A 16,985-nucleotide genomic window follows, 5' to 3' on the forward strand; every position below is an offset into this window, starting at 1 on the left:
CGATTTGGTTTATTCAGGAATGGTCATTGTGATTATAGAAGGTTTTGCCCCATGAGTCTTCCCCTGGAAAATTCCGCTCGTACGAACGACGGCAGCCTTGCTGAAGGCGTCGATATCGCAATTGATTCCGCCTTGTCGGACAAGAGGCTGGTCGGAGCGGTGGTCCTCATCGCCCGCGATGGGGAGCTGGTCTATCGCCGCGCCGCCGGTCTGGCGGATCGGGAGAACAGTGTGGCTATGCGGGAGGATGCCATCTTCCGGCTTGCTTCCGTCACCAAGCCGATCGTCACTATTACCGCCATGCGGCTTGTCGAACAGGGCCGCATCGGCCTTGAAGATCCGATCACCAAATGGCTGCCGGATTTCAGGCCGCGTCTGCCGGATGGCGGCGAGGCGGTGATCCGCATTCGGCATCTGCTGTCCCACACATCCGGCTTGGGCTACGCGTTCTCAGGTAACGAAAATGATCCCTACAACCGCGCCGGCGTGTCGGACGGGCTCGACCAACCCGGCCTGCCGCTTGCGGAAAACCTGCGCCGCCTTGGGAGCGCTCCCCTGCGTTTCGCACCCGGCGAAGGCTGGGAATACTCGCTCGCGATGGACGTCCTCGGCGGCGTCATCGAGAAGGAAACCGGCGGCTCTCTCGGCGGTGCGGTTGCGGAGCTTGTCATGAAGCCGCTCGGCCTCTCCGATACCGCCTTCTCCGTCCGTGACCGCAACCGCCTTGCTGCCGCCTATATCAATGGTGCATCGGAACCACAGCGGATGGGGGATGAGGCGCTGGCCCCGATCCTCGATGGCACGATCCGCTTTGCGCCGGACAGGATATTCGATCCAAGTTCCTACCAGTCCGGCGGCGCGGGCATGGCCGGAACGGCCAGTGACATCCTTGCGATCCTCGAAACCGTGCGCAGGGGCGGCTCACCGCTGCTGTCTGCCGAGACCGTGAAGACGATGATGGCTGATCAGGCGGGCGGCCATATGCACGCGCAGCAAGCCGGCTTCGGTTTCGGCTATGGCTGGTCCGTCGTCATCGATCCCGTTGCGGCACAGGTCCCCTTCTCCATCGGCACGATCAAATGGGGTGGCGTCTACGGCCACAGCTGGTTCGTCGATCCGGAGAAACGGCTGACAGTCGTTGCGCTTACCAACACGACGCTCGAGGGCATGTGGGGACAGTTCACCATCAATCTTCGCGATGCGATCTACGCCGCTATCTAAAGCGTGTCGCGATCTTTCAGATTCGCTTCCCACGCTTTAGGTCTTTGATTTTGCGCATGTCGTTGTCGCAAAACCGCTGCACACTTTTGCGCGACATGCTCTAGCTGGTATTAGCATGCCAAACAAAAACCCGGCGATTTCGGTCGCCGGGTTTTGCATTTCATTAGGCCTGTAAAAGCCTCAGTCTTTCTTGACCGGCGGCACCGGGCGGATGGCTAGTTCGCGCAGCTGCGTCGGCGTTGCGGCCGAGGGAGCGCCCATCAGCAGATCCTGTGCCTGCTGGTTCATCGGGAACAGCGAGATCTCGCGCAGATTCTTGGCGCCGACCAGCAGCATGACGATACGGTCGATACCGAAGGCAGCGCCGCCGTGCGGAGGCGCGCCGTATTGGAAGGCGCGGTAAAGGCCGCCGAAACGCTCTTCGACATCGGCCTGGCTGAGGCCGACCTTTTCGAAGGCGGCGACCATCGTCTCCGGCGATTGGTTACGGATCGAGCCCGAAGCGATTTCGAAGCCGTTGCAGACGGCATCGTACTGAAACGCCTTGATCGTTAGCGGATCCTGGTTCTGCAGCGCTTCGAGGCCGCCTTGCGGCATCGAGAACGGGTTGTGCGCGAAATCGACCTTCTTCTCTTCTTCGCTCCATTCGAAGAACGGGAAGTCGACGATCCAGCAAAGCTCGAAACGATCGCGGTCGACCAGGTTCAGCTCCTCGCCGGCCCTGGTGCGGGCCTCGCCGGCAAACTTATAGAACTTGTCCGGATCGCCAGCGACGAAGAAGCAGGCATCGCCGTCACCGAGGCCGAGCTGGGTGCGGATCGCATCGGTGCGCTCCTCGCCGATGTTCTTGGCAAGCGGGCCGGCGCCTTCGAGCTTCTCGCCTTCCTTGCGCCAGAAAATATAGCCGAGGCCCGGCTGGCCCTGGCTCTGCGCCCAGGCGTTCATGCGGTCGCAGAAAGCTCTGGAGCCGCCGGTTTTGGCCGGGATCGCCCAGACCTGAACCTTCGGGTTCGAGGCAATCATGTTGGCAAAGACCTTGAAGCCGGATCCGGCGAAATGGTCGGTTACCGCTTCCATGACGATCGGGTTGCGCAGGTCCGGCTTGTCGGAGCCGTACTTGCGGATGGCTTCGTCATAGGGGATGCGCGGCCATTCCTTGGTGACCGGCTTGCCGTCTGCAAACTCTTCGAACACCTGGGTCATCAACGGGCCCATGGTGTTCCAGACGTCTTCCTGCGTCACGAAGCTCATTTCGAGGTCGAGCTGATAGAATTCGCCCGGCAGACGATCGGCGCGCGGGTCTTCGTCGCGGAAGCAGGGCGCGATCTGGAAATAGCGGTCGAAGCCGGCGACCATTAGTAGTTGCTTATACTGCTGCGGCGCCTGCGGCAGAGCGTAAAAGGTGCCGGGATGGATGCGGCTCGGCACCAGGAAGTCGCGCGCGCCTTCCGGAGACGAGGCCGTCAGGATCGGGGTCGTGTATTCGGTGAAGCCGACTTCGCCCATATGGCGGCGCATGGAGGAGATAACCTGCGTGCGCTTGACGATGTTCCGATGCAGCGTTTCGCGGCGCAGATCAAGGAAGCGATACTTCAGGCGAACGTCTTCCGGATAGTCCGGCTCGCCGAAGACCGGCAGCGGCAGCTCCTTGGCGGCCGACAGAACTTCGATCTCCTGAGCGTAAAGCTCGATCTCGCCAGTCGGCATGCTCTTGTTGATCGTGTCTTCGGTACGCGCCTTCACTAGGCCGTCGATGCGGATGACCCATTCGCCGCGAACGGTTTCGGCGAGCTTGAAGGCCGGAGAATCCGGATCGGCAACGACCTGGGTAATGCCGTAGTGATCGCGCAGGTCGATGAACAACACGCCGCCATGATCTCGGACGCGATGAACCCAGCCGGAGATACGGACGGTCGAACCGACGTCGGACTTGCGCAGGGCGGCGCATGTGTGGCTGCGATAGCGATGCATAATTATATATCCTGGACTTGGCGGGCGGCGGCGAAAGGACACGCAAACCCCTCGCCCGCCGACGAGAAAATCGGGCGGAAAAGCGCATGGTGCGCCCGATTTGTCAAGGCTCGAACGATTGCCTTATCTCGCCCTTGGCGGGCGAGAAAGCAATTTCTTACATTTAGCCGCAAGGCTAAGTGTTAGAAATTGCAAGAGAGGGGAAGGCAGGGACACGCAGAGCTCTTGAACTAGATTGAACAAGAAGCGGCCCCCCACTCTTGCAATTTCAATGACTTAGAAATTGCGCCAAGCTTCAGAATGCATTGGAGCTCCCGTTTCGCAATTCCTAAGCCAATGAAATTGCTTTCTCGCCCGCCAGGGGCGAAATAGACCCGCGCACGCCTCATCCATCAGTTCATTCTCCAGTGTTTTTCAACTCGGCGAGGATTGTAGCCGGTCTGGAACGTCGCGACGCATGGTGCCTCCTCTTTCAGCCACTCCCAAGCAAAGAACATACAGCTCGATTGATATCCAGCAGGACGAACATCCCCATATCGACATCCGCAAGTAGCCGCTGCGGCAGTTTGGCTGCCTCGATGCTATTGCTGAACATCGAAGTCAACTTTAAACAGGCATCCATAGATCTTCGCCTTCGGAGCATGACATGCCGATCCTCACCCGCCGCAATCTCCTGAAAGCTTCAGCCGTTGCCGGAGCCTATGGCGTTGGTCTCGGCATCGCCGGAAGGCTTACGGGCAAGGCGGCGGCAGCCGAGCCGCTCACGCTGAAGACAGCCAAAATCGAGACCAACTTGACAAATGGCGGCCTCACCAAGAACGTGCTGACCTATGGCGAGGCCGGCATGCCGCCGGTCGTGCGCATGAGAAAGGGCGAAGCCTTCGCGGCCCGGCTCATCAACGGTATAGACGATCCGACGACCATCCACTGGCACGGCATCCGCCTTCCGAACACCATGGACGGCGTGCCGTTCCTCACCCAGCCCTATGTCTATACCGGCGATCATTTCGACTACGCCTTTACACCGCCGGATGCCGGCACCTTCTGGTATCATCCGCATTGCAACACGCTGGAGCAGATGGGCCACGGCATGACTGGTGTCATCGTGGTGGAAAATCCCAAGGATCCGCCATTCGATTCGGAAGTAGTGCTCAATCTGCGCGATTGGCGCTTGGGGGGAGACGGACAGTTCATCGCCCAGTTCCGTCCCCGCGATGCGGCCAAATCCGGCACCTATGGCACAGTCCGGACCGCGAACTGGCAGCAGCAGCCGCAATATGATGCCCCTTCCGGCGGGCTTGTGCGTCTGCGCATCGCAATTACCGACGTCACGCGCATCTATTCCTTCCGCATGGACGGCGCGGAGGCGACCGTGATCGCGATCGACGGCAATCCCGTGCCGCAACGCTTTCCGCTGGATCTATTGCAGCTCGGGCCGGGACAGCGGCTGGAGCTCGCCGTGCGCATGCCGGACAGCGAGGGTTCGGTCGTCAAGCTCGAGGATATCAAGGGCACCGATCCAAAAGTGCTGGCAACGCTGCGGGCGGTTGGCAGCTCCCTGAAGCGCGATGTCCGCGATCTGGCGCCGCTGGAAGATAATCCCGTGCAGAAGGCCGATCTTGGCGCGGCAACACATATCCCGCTCATCCTCAGCGCCACGGCGGAAAACACGGCCGACAACAGCATCTGCGGCTCGCTCGGCTACAGCTTCTGGGCGATCAACAGGGTGCCGTGGCCTGGCGACACCCCCGATCCGACTGCGCCGCTCGCCGAACTGAAGCTCGGCAAGAGCTATGTCATCGACATGGAAAATGTCACCCCGCACAGTCATCCGATCCATCTACACGGAATGAGCTTCACGGTTCTGTCCTCCTCGACGCGGCAAGTACAGCCTTTTGTGTCAGACACCTATCTGATCCAGCCGGATGAAAAGGTTCAGCTCGCCTTCGTTGCCGACAATCCCGGCGACTGGCTGCTGCATTGCCATATCATCGAGCATCAGAAGACGGGCATGACCAGCTACGTGCGTGTGGCGTAGGCAGCAGCAAACGGTGCTGGCCCGAGGCCGGTTTCGAGCAAAGCGTCATCCGCTTCCATTAATTTCAGCCAAAAGCGAAATGCGGCAAGGCTTTGCCCGCGAAAGTATTGACATATTCGGCTGAAAGGAGAAGGAAGTTAAACAACTATTTTACCGATGAATGTGTTGAGATGATCGAAACTACCGCCCAATTGGAGGCGGCCTGCCAAGAGCTGGCCAAGTCGGAATTCATTACCATCGATACGGAGTTCCTGCGAGAAACGACCTTCTGGCCGGAACTGTGTTTGATACAAATGGCAAGCCCAACAACCGAAGTGCTGGTGGATCCACTGGCCAAGGGTCTGGATCTGGCGCCGTTTTTCGAACTGATGGCCAATCCTTCGGTACTGAAGGTATTCCACGCCGCGCGCCAGGATATCGAAATCATTTTCCATCGCGGCAACCTCATTCCGCATCCGATCTTCGATACCCAGGTCGCGGCGATGGTCTGCGGCTTCGGCGATTCGGTTTCGTACGATCAGCTCGTCAGCCGCATCAAGAACGTCCATATCGACAAATCCTCACGCTTCACCGATTGGAGCCGACGTCCCCTCTCGGAAAAGCAGCTGGACTATGCGCTCGCCGATGTCACCCATTTGCGCGACGTCTATCTTTCGCTCGACGAGCAGCTGAAGCGCGAGGGACGCGCCTCCTGGCTGCAGGAGGAAATGGCAATCCTCGAAGCGCGCGAAACCTACGATCTGCATCCCGACGACGCCTGGCAGCGACTGAAGATGCGGCTGCGCAAGCCGCAAGAGCTCGCGGTTCTGAAATATGTGGCCGCGTGGCGCGAACGTGAAGCACGCGCCCGCAACGTGCCACGCGCCCGCGTGCTGAAGGATGACGCGATCTATGAGATCGCCCAGCAGCAGCCGAAGGACAGCGAGGCGCTTGCGCGGCTGCGTACCGTCCCGAAAGGCTGGGAGCGTTCGGCGGCCGGCGCGGCAGTGATCGAGGCAATCAATGCGGCGCTGGCATTGCCGAAATCGGAGATGCCGCATCCACCACGCCATCAGCAGGCACCCGAAGGCACGGCCGCCGCCTCGGAACTGCTGAAAGTGCTGCTGAAGCTCATCGCCGAAAAGCATGGCGTCGCGCCGAAAGTGATCGCCAACAGCGACGATCTCGACAAGATCGCCGCCGAAGGAGAGAAGGCCGACGTGGCGGCCATGACCGGCTGGCGGCGCGATCTTTTCGGTGAGACGGCCCTGCAGCTGATCCAAGGCCAGGTGGCTCTGCGTTTCGTCGGCAAGCGGATCGAGACGGTCGCCCTCTAGCGACGACATTATCCTTCCCCGATCCCTTGTAATTGCGTATGATTCGGGAAGCGATATGGCGGCTGCAATCACGATTGCGCCGCAAATCTCGTGGAATGAACGTCTGATGTAATCGTTCTATTCGATGACGTTCGGTTTGCCGGCGCAATTCCGCGTCGATGACAGGCGTCACTTCTCGGCGGAAAAATGAATGGGCGTTTTCCATTCGATACGCAACTGGATCCTGATATCGCTGTTCGTCGCTTCGACAGGCGTCATTTACGGCAAAATCTTCTTTCCGGAATCTCCGATATATATCGGCGGAATCTTCGCGCTGTTCTGCGGCATGCCGCTGCTCGCCTTCGAGCGCCGCATGATCCTGCCGCGGCTGAACGACTGGATGCACAGGCTGCCAACGCCGGCCTTCATCCTTTCGGCTCTCGTCGTCGATTTCCTGCTGATGAGCGTCGGCTATGCCACCGCAGGCAGCTCTATGAAATTGCTGGGCCTGGTCAAAGCATCATGGGAGGACCTGACGGTACTGAAGATAGACGTCTACATCTATGCCGTCCTGGTGACCGCCATCGTCATTTTCATCGGCCGCGTGCGGGAATTGCTCGGCCGCGACGTCTTCTCCAGCCTGTTGACCGGCCGTTACCGCAACCCGGTGCAGGAGGAGCGTGTATTTCTTTTCGTCGATCTCGTCGGCTCCACTGCCTTTGCCGAGGAACACGGCGACTTGAAAACGCAGGAATTCCTCGGCGCGGTATTCGGCGCCATGGCCGAGCCGGTGCGCCGGCACAAGGGCGCGATCGACGACTATATCGGCGACGCTGCTATCATCACCTGGCCGCTCCAGCGGGGCGTCAAGAATGCCAATTGCGTGCGCTGCGTCTTCAATATCCTCGACGATATCGAAAAGAACGCCGAGACTTGGCTGAAATCTTACGGCAGAGTGCCGCGTCTTAGAGCTGCTCTCCATGGCGGCAGCATCGTGACGGGCGAAATCGGCGTCGACCACCACAAGATCGCCTATTTCGGCGACACGGTGAATACGACGGCAAGGCTGGAGTCACTCTGCAAAACGCTGGAGCGCCAGGTGCTGATTTCCAGCGAGCTTGCCAGACGCATGGAGCTTCCGGAAGCGATCATCAAGGAAGAGCTCGGCGAACATGCCGTTCGCGGCCGCGATCAGCACCTTGGCGTCATCGCCCTTCATACGCAGGATCGAGAGGCGCTGAAGACGGTTCGCGGTAGATCGTAAGCAGTGCAAATCTTGGGATGTGCATCGATAATACTACTCGCCCAAGCTTCACATCTCATGGGTTGTCCACAGTCACCAAAACTTCACCTGAGCGTTAATTCGCCGACATGGCTCGCCTGTTAAGCGGGATTGTTTCGCCACTCCTCGCCAACAAGGTGACATGATGACCCGAATTCTTTCAGCCTCCACGGCGCTCTTCATTTTGCTTGCCGCCTCGGCCCAGGCCGACGAGCAGCAATTCAAGGCAAAGCTAGCCGGACAGGCCATTCTGCCGGCCAATACCGTCACTGCCGCTCCTGCCGATGCGCCCGACTTCCTGAAAACGTCAGGCAAGTTCACCACGCCGGATCGCAAGCGCACCGACGCGCTCGGCACCGTGCCGGGCAAGGACGGCGCCCGCGTCACCGACCTCAAGCTGCCCTTCGCCGGCCAGCCGATCCAGGGCTTCTCCGGCATCAGGACCATGCCCGACGGCACGTTCTGGACGCTCTCCGACAACGGCTTCGGCTCCAAGCAGAACTCCAGCGATGCGATGCTCTTCCTGCATCAGCTGAAATTCAACTGGGATAACGGCAAGGTCGAGGTCGTCAAGAACCTGTTCCTCTCCGATCCGAATAAAAAAGCCCCCTTCCCGATCGTGCTCGAAGGCGCCGACAAGCGTTATCTGACCGGCGCCGATTTCGATATCGAATCGGTCCAGCCGGTTGCCGACGGCTTCTGGATCGGCGACGAGTTTGGCCCCTATCTTTTGAAGTTCGATACGAACGGCCAGCTGGCGGACGTCTTCCCGACGACACTCGACGGCAAGCCGGTCATGTCTCCCGACAATGCCCTGCTGCAGCTGCCCGGCAACCCCACGCAGAAAATGCCGGCTTTCAACCTGAAGCGCTCGGGCGGCTTCGAGGGCCTCGCCATGTCGAAGGACGGCTCCAAGCTCTACGGTCTGCTGGAAGGCCCGATCTACAAGGATGACGGCCAGATGGAGAGCGTCGATGGCAAGACGGCCATCCGCGTCATCGAATTCGACGTCGCCTCGAAGAGCTGGACGGGCCGCAGCTGGCTCTATCCTTTCGCGGACAAGGGTGTGTCGATCGGCGATTTCAACATGCTCGACGAAACGACGGCCCTCGTCATCGAACGCGACAACGGCGCCGGCACGAAGGATAAGGCTTGCGCCGATCCCAAGCAGCCGAAGCCGGATTGCTTCGAGGCTCCGGCCGAGCTGAAGCGCGTCTACAAGATCGAGTTCAGCGACGCCAATGTCGGCAAATCCGTTCGCAAGATCGGCTATATCGACCTGCTGCGTATCGAGGACCCGGATCACAAGCGCCGCCAGGGCGGCGGCGAAGGCTTCTACGACATGCCTTTCGTCACCATCGAGAATGTCGACCGCGTCGATGCCACGCATATCATCATCGGCAATGACAACAACCTGCCCTTCTCGGCAGGCCGCGCCGTCGACAAGGCGGACGATAACGAGTTCAGCCTTCTCGAAGTCGGTGATTTCCTGAACGCGAAGTAAGTAGCGACGAAACAGCCTCTCCCTGGTTTGTGGGGAGAGGCTTCAAAACGCTATTCGAAGCAGAAGGCCAGACGGCGGTTCGTCAGCTTGCCGAGTTGCTGCAGGCGCCCGTCCAGCCTCTCGCCGGCAAAATCGTGATATTCTGCGGGAACGACGAATTCGAGATCCAAATCCGGATTTGTCGAGCGGCGAAACGACAGGTTGCGGACGATGCCGGGCATCGACGCCGAGAAGAGATAGACGACGCGCAAGAGGCCGCCGAGCAGCTTGGCCCGCTCGAGGTAGAGCGGGGTGGCGATCGTCGCCAGCGGTTCTGTCTCCCCGTCGTCGTTCAATCCCTCGAAACGATAGTAGTTGGCAAGCGCGATGAAGGCGCGGCCCGCATGGGTGATGCCGACGAAGGACGTATGGGCGATGATGTTCAGCGCCTGCAGGCCGCGATAATCCGGATGCGCGCGCCAGCTGATGTCGGCAAGCAGACATGCGGCCTGGCGATAGCGGCTTTCCTCGTCGGTCTCGGTGATGCCGAAAAACGGCAGCATCCGCCCCGTCCACTCCGCCAGCTCGCGGGCATGTTCCGGCGAACGCGCACGCAGGATGGCAAGCTCGCCGGCTGCGGTGAGCAGCGGATCGCTGTTGCGCTCGGCCTCGGTCAACAGGGAATAGAGATAACCTTCGCGCACGCCTTGGGCGGAGAAGGAGATCACGGAGGGCTTCATCGCGGCCAGCACCTCGCGCATGGCAACCGCGCCGAAGGGCAGCAGCGAACGGCGATGCTTGGAAACCGCCTGCAGTGCCGGGTCCTTCGAATCCTTCGATTCGACGATCTGATCGAGAAAGCGGATCATTTCGTCGAGCGGTACTTCATAGCCCTGCATCATGTGCAGCGGATATTTGCGGATTTCCATGTGCAGCTTGGCTACGCTTCGCCATGTGCCGCCGACCGCATAGAAAGTGCGGCCCTCGCCCTTGCTCAATAGCTTGGCCGTCTTGACATGCTTGCGCGCGAAGCTGCGTGCCTTTTCGATCGAGCCGCCGGCATATTCGGATAGGCGCAGGCCACCGAGCGGCAGCGTGATGCCCTTGCCGATGTCCCGGTCCTTGATGTCGATCAGCTCCAGCGAGCCGCCGCCGAGATCGCCGGCGATCCCGTCCGGATGGAAGAAGCCGCTGACGATGCCGAGGGCGGAGAAGCGCGCCTCCTCCTCACCGGACAGCACACGCACCTTGCGCTGCAGGATGGCCTCAGCCTGATGGATGAAATGCGGGCCATTGCTGGCCTCGCGCGCAGCTGCCGTTGCGAGCACATAAATGGTGGACGCGCGCGCCTGATCGGAGAGCGCCTTGAAGCGATGCAGTGCGGCCAATGCCCGCGCCACGCTTTCCTCATCCATCTTGCCGGTCAGCGCTATACCCTTGCCGAGGCCGCATAGCACTTTCTCGTTGAAAAGGATGGTCGGAGACCGCGAATGGCCTTCATAGACGACAAGACGGACCGAGTTCGACCCGATATCGACAACGGAGACAGGGGCAATACCCGGAAGGCGCCCCTGGGCTTCAGATTCAACCATGAAGGTCCATTTTATTTGTTGCGGCCCGACAGCAGTCCAGCGATGAGTTTCGGTGCACTGGATTTCAAGGCTTCACCACGACCCGACAGGCTGGGGTTGGTCATGAAATACTGCTGCGCATTAAATGGCTCTTTTCCCTGGCGCACTTCCATGCGCCGTGAAGTCCCGTCCGGCAATATCTCGTAGCTTTGCTGATTGTCAATGATATTGCCCAGCATGATCTGTGAAAGCACCTGCTCATGCACGGTCTTGTTGGTCAGCGGCACGAGGGTTTCAACGCGGCGATCGAGGTTTCTCGGCATCATGTCGGCAGAGCCGATATAGACCAGCGCCTTGTCCGATGGCAGGCCCTGACCGTTGCCGAAGCAGAAGATGCGGCTGTGCTCGAGGAAGCGGCCGATGATCGACTTGACGCGGATATTTTCCGATAGACCCGGCACCTGCGGACGCAGGCAGCAAATGCCGCGCACCACCAGATCGATCTCGACGCCAGCATTGCTGGCGCGATAGAGCGCGTCGATGATGTCGGGATCGACAAGCGAGTTCATCTTCATCCAGATCGCGGCCGGATGGCCGTTCCTGGCGTGCTCGATCTCGCCCTCGATATGCTGCAGGATGCGCTGCCGCAGTGTATAGGGCGAGACCGCGATCTTCATGTCGTGCTCCGGCTCGCCGTAGCCGGTGATGAAGTTGAAGATATTCGCCATGTCGTGGGCGATCTTCGGATCGCAGGTGAAGTAGGACAGGTCGGTGTAGATCTTGGCGGTGACCGGATGGTAGTTGCCGGTGCCGAGGTGGCAATAGGTGCGCAGCTTGCCGTCCTCGCGACGCACGACCATCGACATCTTCGAATGGGTCTTGAGTTCGATGAAGCCGAAGACGACCTGCACGCCGGCGCGCTCCAGATCGCGCGCCCAGCGGATGTTTGCCTCTTCATCGAACCGGGCCTTCAGTTCCACCAGGGCCGTAACCGACTTGCCGAGATCGGCCGCATCGATCAGCGCGCGGACGATCGGGCTGTCGTTCGAGGTACGGTAGAGCGTCTGCTTTATCGCCAGAACGTCAGGATCGCGCGCAGCCTGGAGAAGGAACTGGACCACCACGTCGAAGGACTCGTAGGGGTGGTGGACGACCATGTCCTTTTCTCGGATCGCGGCGAAACAATCGCCGGCATGTTCGCGGACGCGCTCAGGAAATCGGGCATTATAGGGCTCGAAGCGAAGATCGTCCCGCGGAGCCTTGCAGATTTCCGACAGCGTGTTGAGCGCAAGCAGGCCGGGCAGAACCGCGATGCGGTTTCCCGGTACGTTGAGCGATTCCACCACGAACTGGCGAAGCTCGAGCGGCATTTCGGAATCGGTCTCGATGCGGATCACGGAACCGCGGCGGCGGCGCTTCAGCGCGGTTTCGAAGAAGCGCACCAGATCTTCGGCTTCTTCCTCGACTTCGATATCGCTGTCTCGAATGATGCGGAACGTACCCGAGCCCTGCACCTCATATCCGGGATAGAGCCGGTGGATGAAGATGTTCACCACATCTTCAAGCGTGATGTAGCGGATGACGTTGCTTGCATCCGGCAGGCGCACGAAGCGATCGAGCGCCGGCGGCAGGCGCAGCAGCGCCGTCATGGGTTCGCGGCCGTTCATGCTCTTCAGCTGCAGCGCGATCGAGAAACCCAGGTTCGGGATGAACGGGAAAGGATGGGCCGGGTCGATGGAGAGCGGCGTCAGGACCGGGAAGATCGCCTGTTCGAACTCGGTGTGGAGCCATTGACGGTCGGCATCGGAAAGCGCAGCCGGACGGACGATCAGAATATCTTCCTTGGCAAGATATTGCTGCAGGACGGCAAGCGAAGCCTGCTGCTCCATCTGCAGATTGTCGATCTCGCGCAGGATGTCATCGAGCTGTTCGGCGGGTGTCTTGCCGTCGGGCGTGCGAACCAGGATCTTCTGGCGGACCTGGCCTTCGAGGCCGGCGACACGCACCATGAAGAATTCATCGAGGTTGGCGGCGGAAATGGAGAGAAAACGAACGCGCTCCAGCAGCGGATGGGCGGTGTTCAGCGTCTCCTCAAGGACGCGGCGATTGAACTGCAGCCAGGAAAATTCGCGGTTGATGAAACGCTCGGGGCTGGTCAGCAGCTCGCTGACGGGAGGTGCGGCCTCCGGGGTTTCCTGGTTGGCATCCTGTTGTTCCGTGAGTGCCGAGTCCATGTTCCACCTACCCTCTTTCCAATCTTGTGCCACGTATATCAGTTTGACGACGGAACTGTGACAGTCGGTGTCAGCTCAATCCGGCTGACCCGAATTGCCCAGTTCGTTCAACACCTCGGCGGCCAGCAGGCGCGTGATCCTTGTGCCTCGCCCAAGTGCCAGCCGGTCCAGCCTGTCGACGATCATCTGCGCCGCGTTGAGTGAACGCTCCATACGGTTGACGATATAAAGGACGAGTTTGTCATCGATATAAAGCTGGCGGTCGGCGAAGAGCTTGACGATCACCTGCGACAGCAATTCCTCGTCCGGTTCGCCGATCTCAACCACCGTTGCCGCTTTCAGGCGGGAGCGCAGATCGGGCAGCGTCACCGGCCAGGACATCGGCCAGAGCCGGCTCGTCATCAAAAGACTGGTGCCATTTTCGCGAACGCTGTTGATGACATGGAACAGCTCGGTATCGTCAAAGCCAAGACGATCCACATCCTCGAAGATGACGGGGCCGTTCGCCGCTGCAACTGCGGCATCGGAGCCGGCCACGGGATGAATGTGGACGGCGCCGCACCGTTCGGCCCAGATGCTCGCGAGATGCGATTTTCCCGAGCCAACAGGACCCGCCAGGATGACGACCGGCGACTGCCACTTCGGCCAAGAGTCGACGATCTTCACCGCCGCGCTCAACGGATCGGCAACGAGCAGGTCGTCACGCCCGTTTGCGGGATCGTGCGTAAAGGCCAAGGCTAGCTGTTCGGCGGCCTTGCGCCTCAGATCAGCGTTCTTTGCGTCGGTCATGTCTAGCTGTTCTCGGGCTTGCCGGCCTTGGCTCTGCGCGCCTTGCCTGCTTCCGAGCGTCCGTAATAAAGATCGCTCTGAAGGTACCGCGAAAGGGCGAAGCGGACAAGAACGCCGCATGCGGCAGCCGCTGGGACCGCAATCAGCAGCCCGACGAAACCGAAAAGCGCGCCGAAGGCAAAAAGGGCGAACATCAGCCAAACCGGATGCAGGCCGACACTTTCGCCGACGAGCTTCGGCTGCAACACGTTGCCTTCGAGGAATTGGCCGGTGAAGAAAACGGCGACCGTCAGGCCGACCCAGAGATAGTCGGGCCAGAACTGAACCAGGGCGACGCCGACCGCCAGGATGAGGCCGACCAGTGAGCCGACATAGGGAATGAAGCTGATCATGCCGGCAAAGAGGCCGATCAGGAGGCCGAAGTTCAAGCCGACCAGCGACAGGCCGACGCCATAATACACACCGAGAATGATGCAGAGCGAGCCCTGGCCCCGGATGAAGCCGGCGATCGCCTGATCGATCTCGCGAGCGATCTGGCGGACGGTGGCGACATGGTCGCGCGGTGTCCAGTCGTCCACCTTGGCGATCATTCGATCCCAATCGAGCAGGATGTAGAAGGCGACGACCGGCGTGACGACCATCAGCGAGATGATATTGACCAGCGCCTTGCCGGAGCTCCAGATCTGCGCAAACAGGCCGCCGACGAAGCTCAGACCCTCGGACATGATGCTCGAGAAATTGTCTTTGATCGCGCCGAGCTGATTGCGGATCCAGTCCGGCAGCACCATCGTCTGCGCCTTGGCGATCAGCTGCTGCACTTGCTGCACATAGGTCGGTATATGCTGAATGAAATCGTTGAACTGGTTGATGATGATCGGGATGAAAATCGTCAGGGCCAGCGCAAAAATCAGCACGAAGGAAACGAGGATCACCACCGTCGCCATCAGGCGGCTGAGGCCGATCCGCTCCAACCGGTCGGCGACCGGATCGAGGAAATAGGCGACCGCCATGCCGGCAATGAATGGCAGCAGGATCGTGCTGAAGATGTAGACGAAGCCGATGAAGACGACGAGCACGATCACCCAGAACGTGACTTGACGCTTGAGGCTCGCCCCGCTGACCTTTTGCTCCATCGTCTTCCCCGTTACTCCGCGCCCGTTTGCCGTGTGCTTAGGACATAGGATGATGCCGCAATTATGGTCAAGCCTGAGGCCGGAAATCCACCTCGGGCAATGGGAAGCGGGGAAAATCAAGGGGGATGCAGCGCTTCCGCCTTGCATAAAGGCCCCTATCATGCAATGGCGACCCGATCAAAGCCCTGTCATAATGGATGGGCGGCCATCGGAGGCGGAAGCATGAGCCAGTCTGGAAAAAACGGTCTGACCTATAGCGACGCGGGCGTCGATATCGACGCCGGCAACCTGCTGGTCGAAAAGATCAAGCCTGCCGTCCGTTCGACGCGCCGGCCGGGTGCCGATGGCGAGATCGGTGGCTTCGGCGGCCTGTTCGACCTCAAGGCTGCCGGCTTTACCGATCCGGTGCTGGTCGCCGCCAATGACGGCGTCGGCACCAAGCTCAAGATCGCGATCGACGCCGACTATCATGATACCGTCGGCATCGACCTGGTCGCCATGTGCGTCAACGATCTCGTCGTCCAGGGCGCCGAGCCGCTGTTCTTCCTCGATTACTTCGCCACCGGCAAGCTCGATCCAGACCAGGGCGCGGCGATCGTCGGCGGCATTGCTGCCGGCTGCCGCGATGCAGGCTGCGCGCTGATTGGCGGCGAGACGGCGGAGATGCCGGGCATGTATTCCCACGGCGACTACGATCTGGCAGGCTTTGCCGTCGGTGCGGCCGAACGCGGCCAGCTGCTGCCCTCGGGCGACATTGCCGAGGGCGATATCATTCTCGGCCTCGCCTCGTCAGGCGTTCACTCCAACGGCTTTTCACTGGTGCGCAAGATCGTCGAGCTTTCCGGCCTCGGCTGGGATGCGCCGGCTCCCTTTGCCGAAGGCAAGGCACTCGGCGAAGCATTGCTGACGCCGACGCGCATCTATGTGAAGCCGTTGCTCAAGGCCATCCGCGAAACCCATGCCCTCAAGGCACTCGCCCACATCACCGGCGGCGGTTTCCCCGAGAATATTCCGCGCGTACTGCCGAAGCATCTCGCCGCCGAAATCGATCTTGCCGCCGTCAAGGTGCCGCCGGTCTTCTCGTGGCTTGCCAAGACGGGCGGCGTCGAGGCCAAGGAAATGCTGCGCACCTTCAATTGCGGCATCGGCATGATCGTCGTCGTTGCTCAAGAAAACGTCGACGCAGTAAAGGCCGCGCTCGAGGCTGAAGGCGAAGCTGTCGTTACGCTCGGCCGCATGATCGCTCGCGAAGAAGGCGCACACGGCACCGTCTACAAGGGCACGCTGGCTCTATGACCACGCCGCGCAAACGCGTCGTCGTCTTCATCTCCGGCGGCGGCTCCAACATGCTGGCTCTTCTGAAAGCCACGAAAGCGGCCGACTATCCGGCTGAGATCGTCGGCGTCATCTCCGACAAAGCGGAGGCCGGCGGACTGGCAAAGGCCGCCGCGGAGGGCATCGCGACCTTCGCTTTCGTGCGCAAGGAGTTTGCCAGCAAGGAAGCCCATGAAGAGGCGATCCTTTCGCAACTGGAAGCCCTCTCCCCCGACATCATCTGCCTTGCCGGCTATATGCGGCTGCTCTCCGGCCGCTTCATCCAGGCCTACGAGGGCCGGATCATCAATATCCATCCTTCGCTGCTGCCGCTTTTCCCCGGCCTGCACACGCACCAGCGCGCCATCGACGCCGGCATGCGCATCGCGGGCTGCACCGTGCATTTCGTCACCGAATGCATGGATGAAGGCCCGGTCGTCGGCCAGGCGGCCGTGCCCGTGCTGAGCGACGATACCGCAAACAGCCTTGCCGCCCGCGTGCTGACGGTCGAGCATCAGCTCTATCCGCAATCGCTGCGGCTGATGGCGGAAGGCAAGGTCAGGATGGAAGGTGGCAAGGCCGTTAGCCTCGGCAAAACATCTGCTGTCGATGGACGGCAGATTTTATCACTGCTTGGGGATGCGGGTTAAAACA

Annotated in this window: 12 protein-coding genes; 7 read left to right on the top strand and 5 right to left on the bottom strand. The window is 60.5% G+C overall.

Annotated features, from left to right (window positions below):
• Positions 1-51: 51 nt before the first annotated feature.
• Complete coding sequence (locus FP026_RS21765; RefSeq protein WP_149636671.1) at positions 52-1,221, top strand: serine hydrolase domain-containing protein; 1,170 nt, start codon at positions 52-54, stop codon at positions 1,219-1,221.
• Between the two features lie 180 nt (positions 1,222-1,401).
• On the opposite strand, the gene aspS is transcribed toward FP026_RS21765, so the two are convergent.
• Positions 1,402-3,192: an aspartate--tRNA ligase gene (gene aspS / locus FP026_RS21770; protein ID WP_149636672.1), complete on the bottom strand. Its 1,791-nt coding sequence runs from the start codon at positions 3,190-3,192 to the stop codon at positions 1,402-1,404.
• Between the two features lie 646 nt (positions 3,193-3,838).
• Here aspS and FP026_RS21775 point away from each other — a divergent pair.
• The 4 genes from FP026_RS21775 to FP026_RS21790 all read left to right on the top strand — a co-directional run bounded on the left by FP026_RS21775 (position 3,839) and on the right by FP026_RS21790 (position 9,311).
• The gene (locus FP026_RS21775) at positions 3,839-5,230 is read left to right on the top strand and encodes a multicopper oxidase family protein (RefSeq protein WP_149636673.1); all 1,392 of its coding nucleotides are present in this window, start codon (positions 3,839-3,841) and stop codon (positions 5,228-5,230) included.
• A gap of 170 nt (positions 5,231-5,400) precedes the next feature.
• A complete protein-coding gene (gene rnd, locus FP026_RS21780; protein WP_149636674.1) occupies positions 5,401-6,546 on the top strand; it encodes a ribonuclease D in 1,146 nt (381 codons plus the stop codon).
• Between the two features lie 190 nt (positions 6,547-6,736).
• Complete coding sequence (locus FP026_RS21785; protein WP_149636675.1) at positions 6,737-7,789, top strand: adenylate/guanylate cyclase domain-containing protein; 1,053 nt, start codon at positions 6,737-6,739, stop codon at positions 7,787-7,789.
• Between the two features lie 163 nt (positions 7,790-7,952).
• Positions 7,953-9,311 carry an esterase-like activity of phytase family protein gene (locus FP026_RS21790; RefSeq protein WP_149636676.1) on the top strand — a complete coding sequence of 453 codons (1,359 nt, stop codon included), beginning with the start codon at positions 7,953-7,955 and terminating at the stop codon, positions 9,309-9,311.
• 50 nt (positions 9,312-9,361) lie between these two features.
• Here the strand turns inward: FP026_RS21790 and ppx are convergent, their stop codons facing one another.
• From ppx to FP026_RS21810, 4 genes are all read right to left on the bottom strand, one after another.
• Positions 9,362-10,882: an exopolyphosphatase gene (gene ppx / locus FP026_RS21795; RefSeq protein WP_149636677.1), complete on the bottom strand. Its 1,521-nt coding sequence runs from the start codon at positions 10,880-10,882 to the stop codon at positions 9,362-9,364.
• 11 nt (positions 10,883-10,893) lie between these two features.
• A complete protein-coding gene (locus tag FP026_RS21800) occupies positions 10,894-13,095 on the bottom strand; it encodes an RNA degradosome polyphosphate kinase (RefSeq protein ID WP_149636678.1) in 2,202 nt (733 codons plus the stop codon).
• A 75-nt stretch (positions 13,096-13,170) separates the two neighbouring features.
• Positions 13,171-13,884 carry a DnaA regulatory inactivator HdaA gene (gene hdaA, locus FP026_RS21805; protein ID WP_149636679.1) on the bottom strand — a complete coding sequence of 238 codons (714 nt, stop codon included), beginning with the start codon at positions 13,882-13,884 and terminating at the stop codon, positions 13,171-13,173.
• A gap of 2 nt (positions 13,885-13,886) precedes the next feature.
• Positions 13,887-15,017: an AI-2E family transporter gene (locus tag FP026_RS21810; RefSeq protein WP_149636680.1), complete on the bottom strand. Its 1,131-nt coding sequence runs from the start codon at positions 15,015-15,017 to the stop codon at positions 13,887-13,889.
• 222 nt (positions 15,018-15,239) lie between these two features.
• Here FP026_RS21810 and purM point away from each other — a divergent pair, with 222 nt between their 5' ends.
• Together purM and purN are read left to right on the top strand one after the other, a co-directional pair.
• On the top strand, positions 15,240-16,313 hold the full coding sequence (gene purM / locus FP026_RS21815; protein WP_149636681.1) for a phosphoribosylformylglycinamidine cyclo-ligase: 1,074 nt from the start codon (positions 15,240-15,242) through the stop codon (positions 16,311-16,313).
• A complete protein-coding gene (gene purN / locus FP026_RS21820) occupies positions 16,310-16,981 on the top strand; it encodes a phosphoribosylglycinamide formyltransferase (RefSeq protein WP_149636682.1) in 672 nt (223 codons plus the stop codon). Before purM ends, purN begins: the two co-directional genes overlap by 4 nt.
• Positions 16,982-16,985: the final 4 nt, after the last annotated feature.

This window comes from Martinezella tropici, from assembly GCF_008370325.1.
In the GTDB taxonomy this organism is placed as follows: domain Bacteria; phylum Pseudomonadota; class Alphaproteobacteria; order Rhizobiales; family Rhizobiaceae; genus Rhizobium; species Rhizobium tropici_B.

What these genes read in the sequence shown, in the direction of transcription:
- FP026_RS21800 (WP_149636678.1), bottom strand. Translation starts at nt 13,095, where the DNA reads ATGGACTCGGCACTCACGGAACAACAGGATGCCAACCAGGAAACCCCG.
- purN (WP_149636682.1), top strand. Translation starts at nt 16,310, where the DNA reads ATGACCACGCCGCGCAAACGCGTCGTCGTCTTCATCTCCGGCGGCGGC.
- FP026_RS21775 (WP_149636673.1), top strand. Translation starts at nt 3,839, where the DNA reads ATGCCGATCCTCACCCGCCGCAATCTCCTGAAAGCTTCAGCCGTTGCC.
- FP026_RS21810 (WP_149636680.1), bottom strand. Translation starts at nt 15,017, where the DNA reads ATGGAGCAAAAGGTCAGCGGGGCGAGCCTCAAGCGTCAAGTCACGTTC.
- rnd (WP_149636674.1), top strand. Translation starts at nt 5,401, where the DNA reads ATGATCGAAACTACCGCCCAATTGGAGGCGGCCTGCCAAGAGCTGGCC.
- purM (WP_149636681.1), top strand. Translation starts at nt 15,240, where the DNA reads ATGAGCCAGTCTGGAAAAAACGGTCTGACCTATAGCGACGCGGGCGTC.
- FP026_RS21785 (WP_149636675.1), top strand. Translation starts at nt 6,737, where the DNA reads ATGGGCGTTTTCCATTCGATACGCAACTGGATCCTGATATCGCTGTTC.
- hdaA (WP_149636679.1), bottom strand. Translation starts at nt 13,884, where the DNA reads ATGACCGACGCAAAGAACGCTGATCTGAGGCGCAAGGCCGCCGAACAG.
- FP026_RS21790 (WP_149636676.1), top strand. Translation starts at nt 7,953, where the DNA reads ATGACCCGAATTCTTTCAGCCTCCACGGCGCTCTTCATTTTGCTTGCC.
- FP026_RS21765 (WP_149636671.1), top strand. Translation starts at nt 52, where the DNA reads ATGAGTCTTCCCCTGGAAAATTCCGCTCGTACGAACGACGGCAGCCTT.
- ppx (WP_149636677.1), bottom strand. Translation starts at nt 10,882, where the DNA reads ATGGTTGAATCTGAAGCCCAGGGGCGCCTTCCGGGTATTGCCCCTGTC.
- aspS (WP_149636672.1), bottom strand. Translation starts at nt 3,192, where the DNA reads ATGCATCGCTATCGCAGCCACACATGCGCCGCCCTGCGCAAGTCCGAC.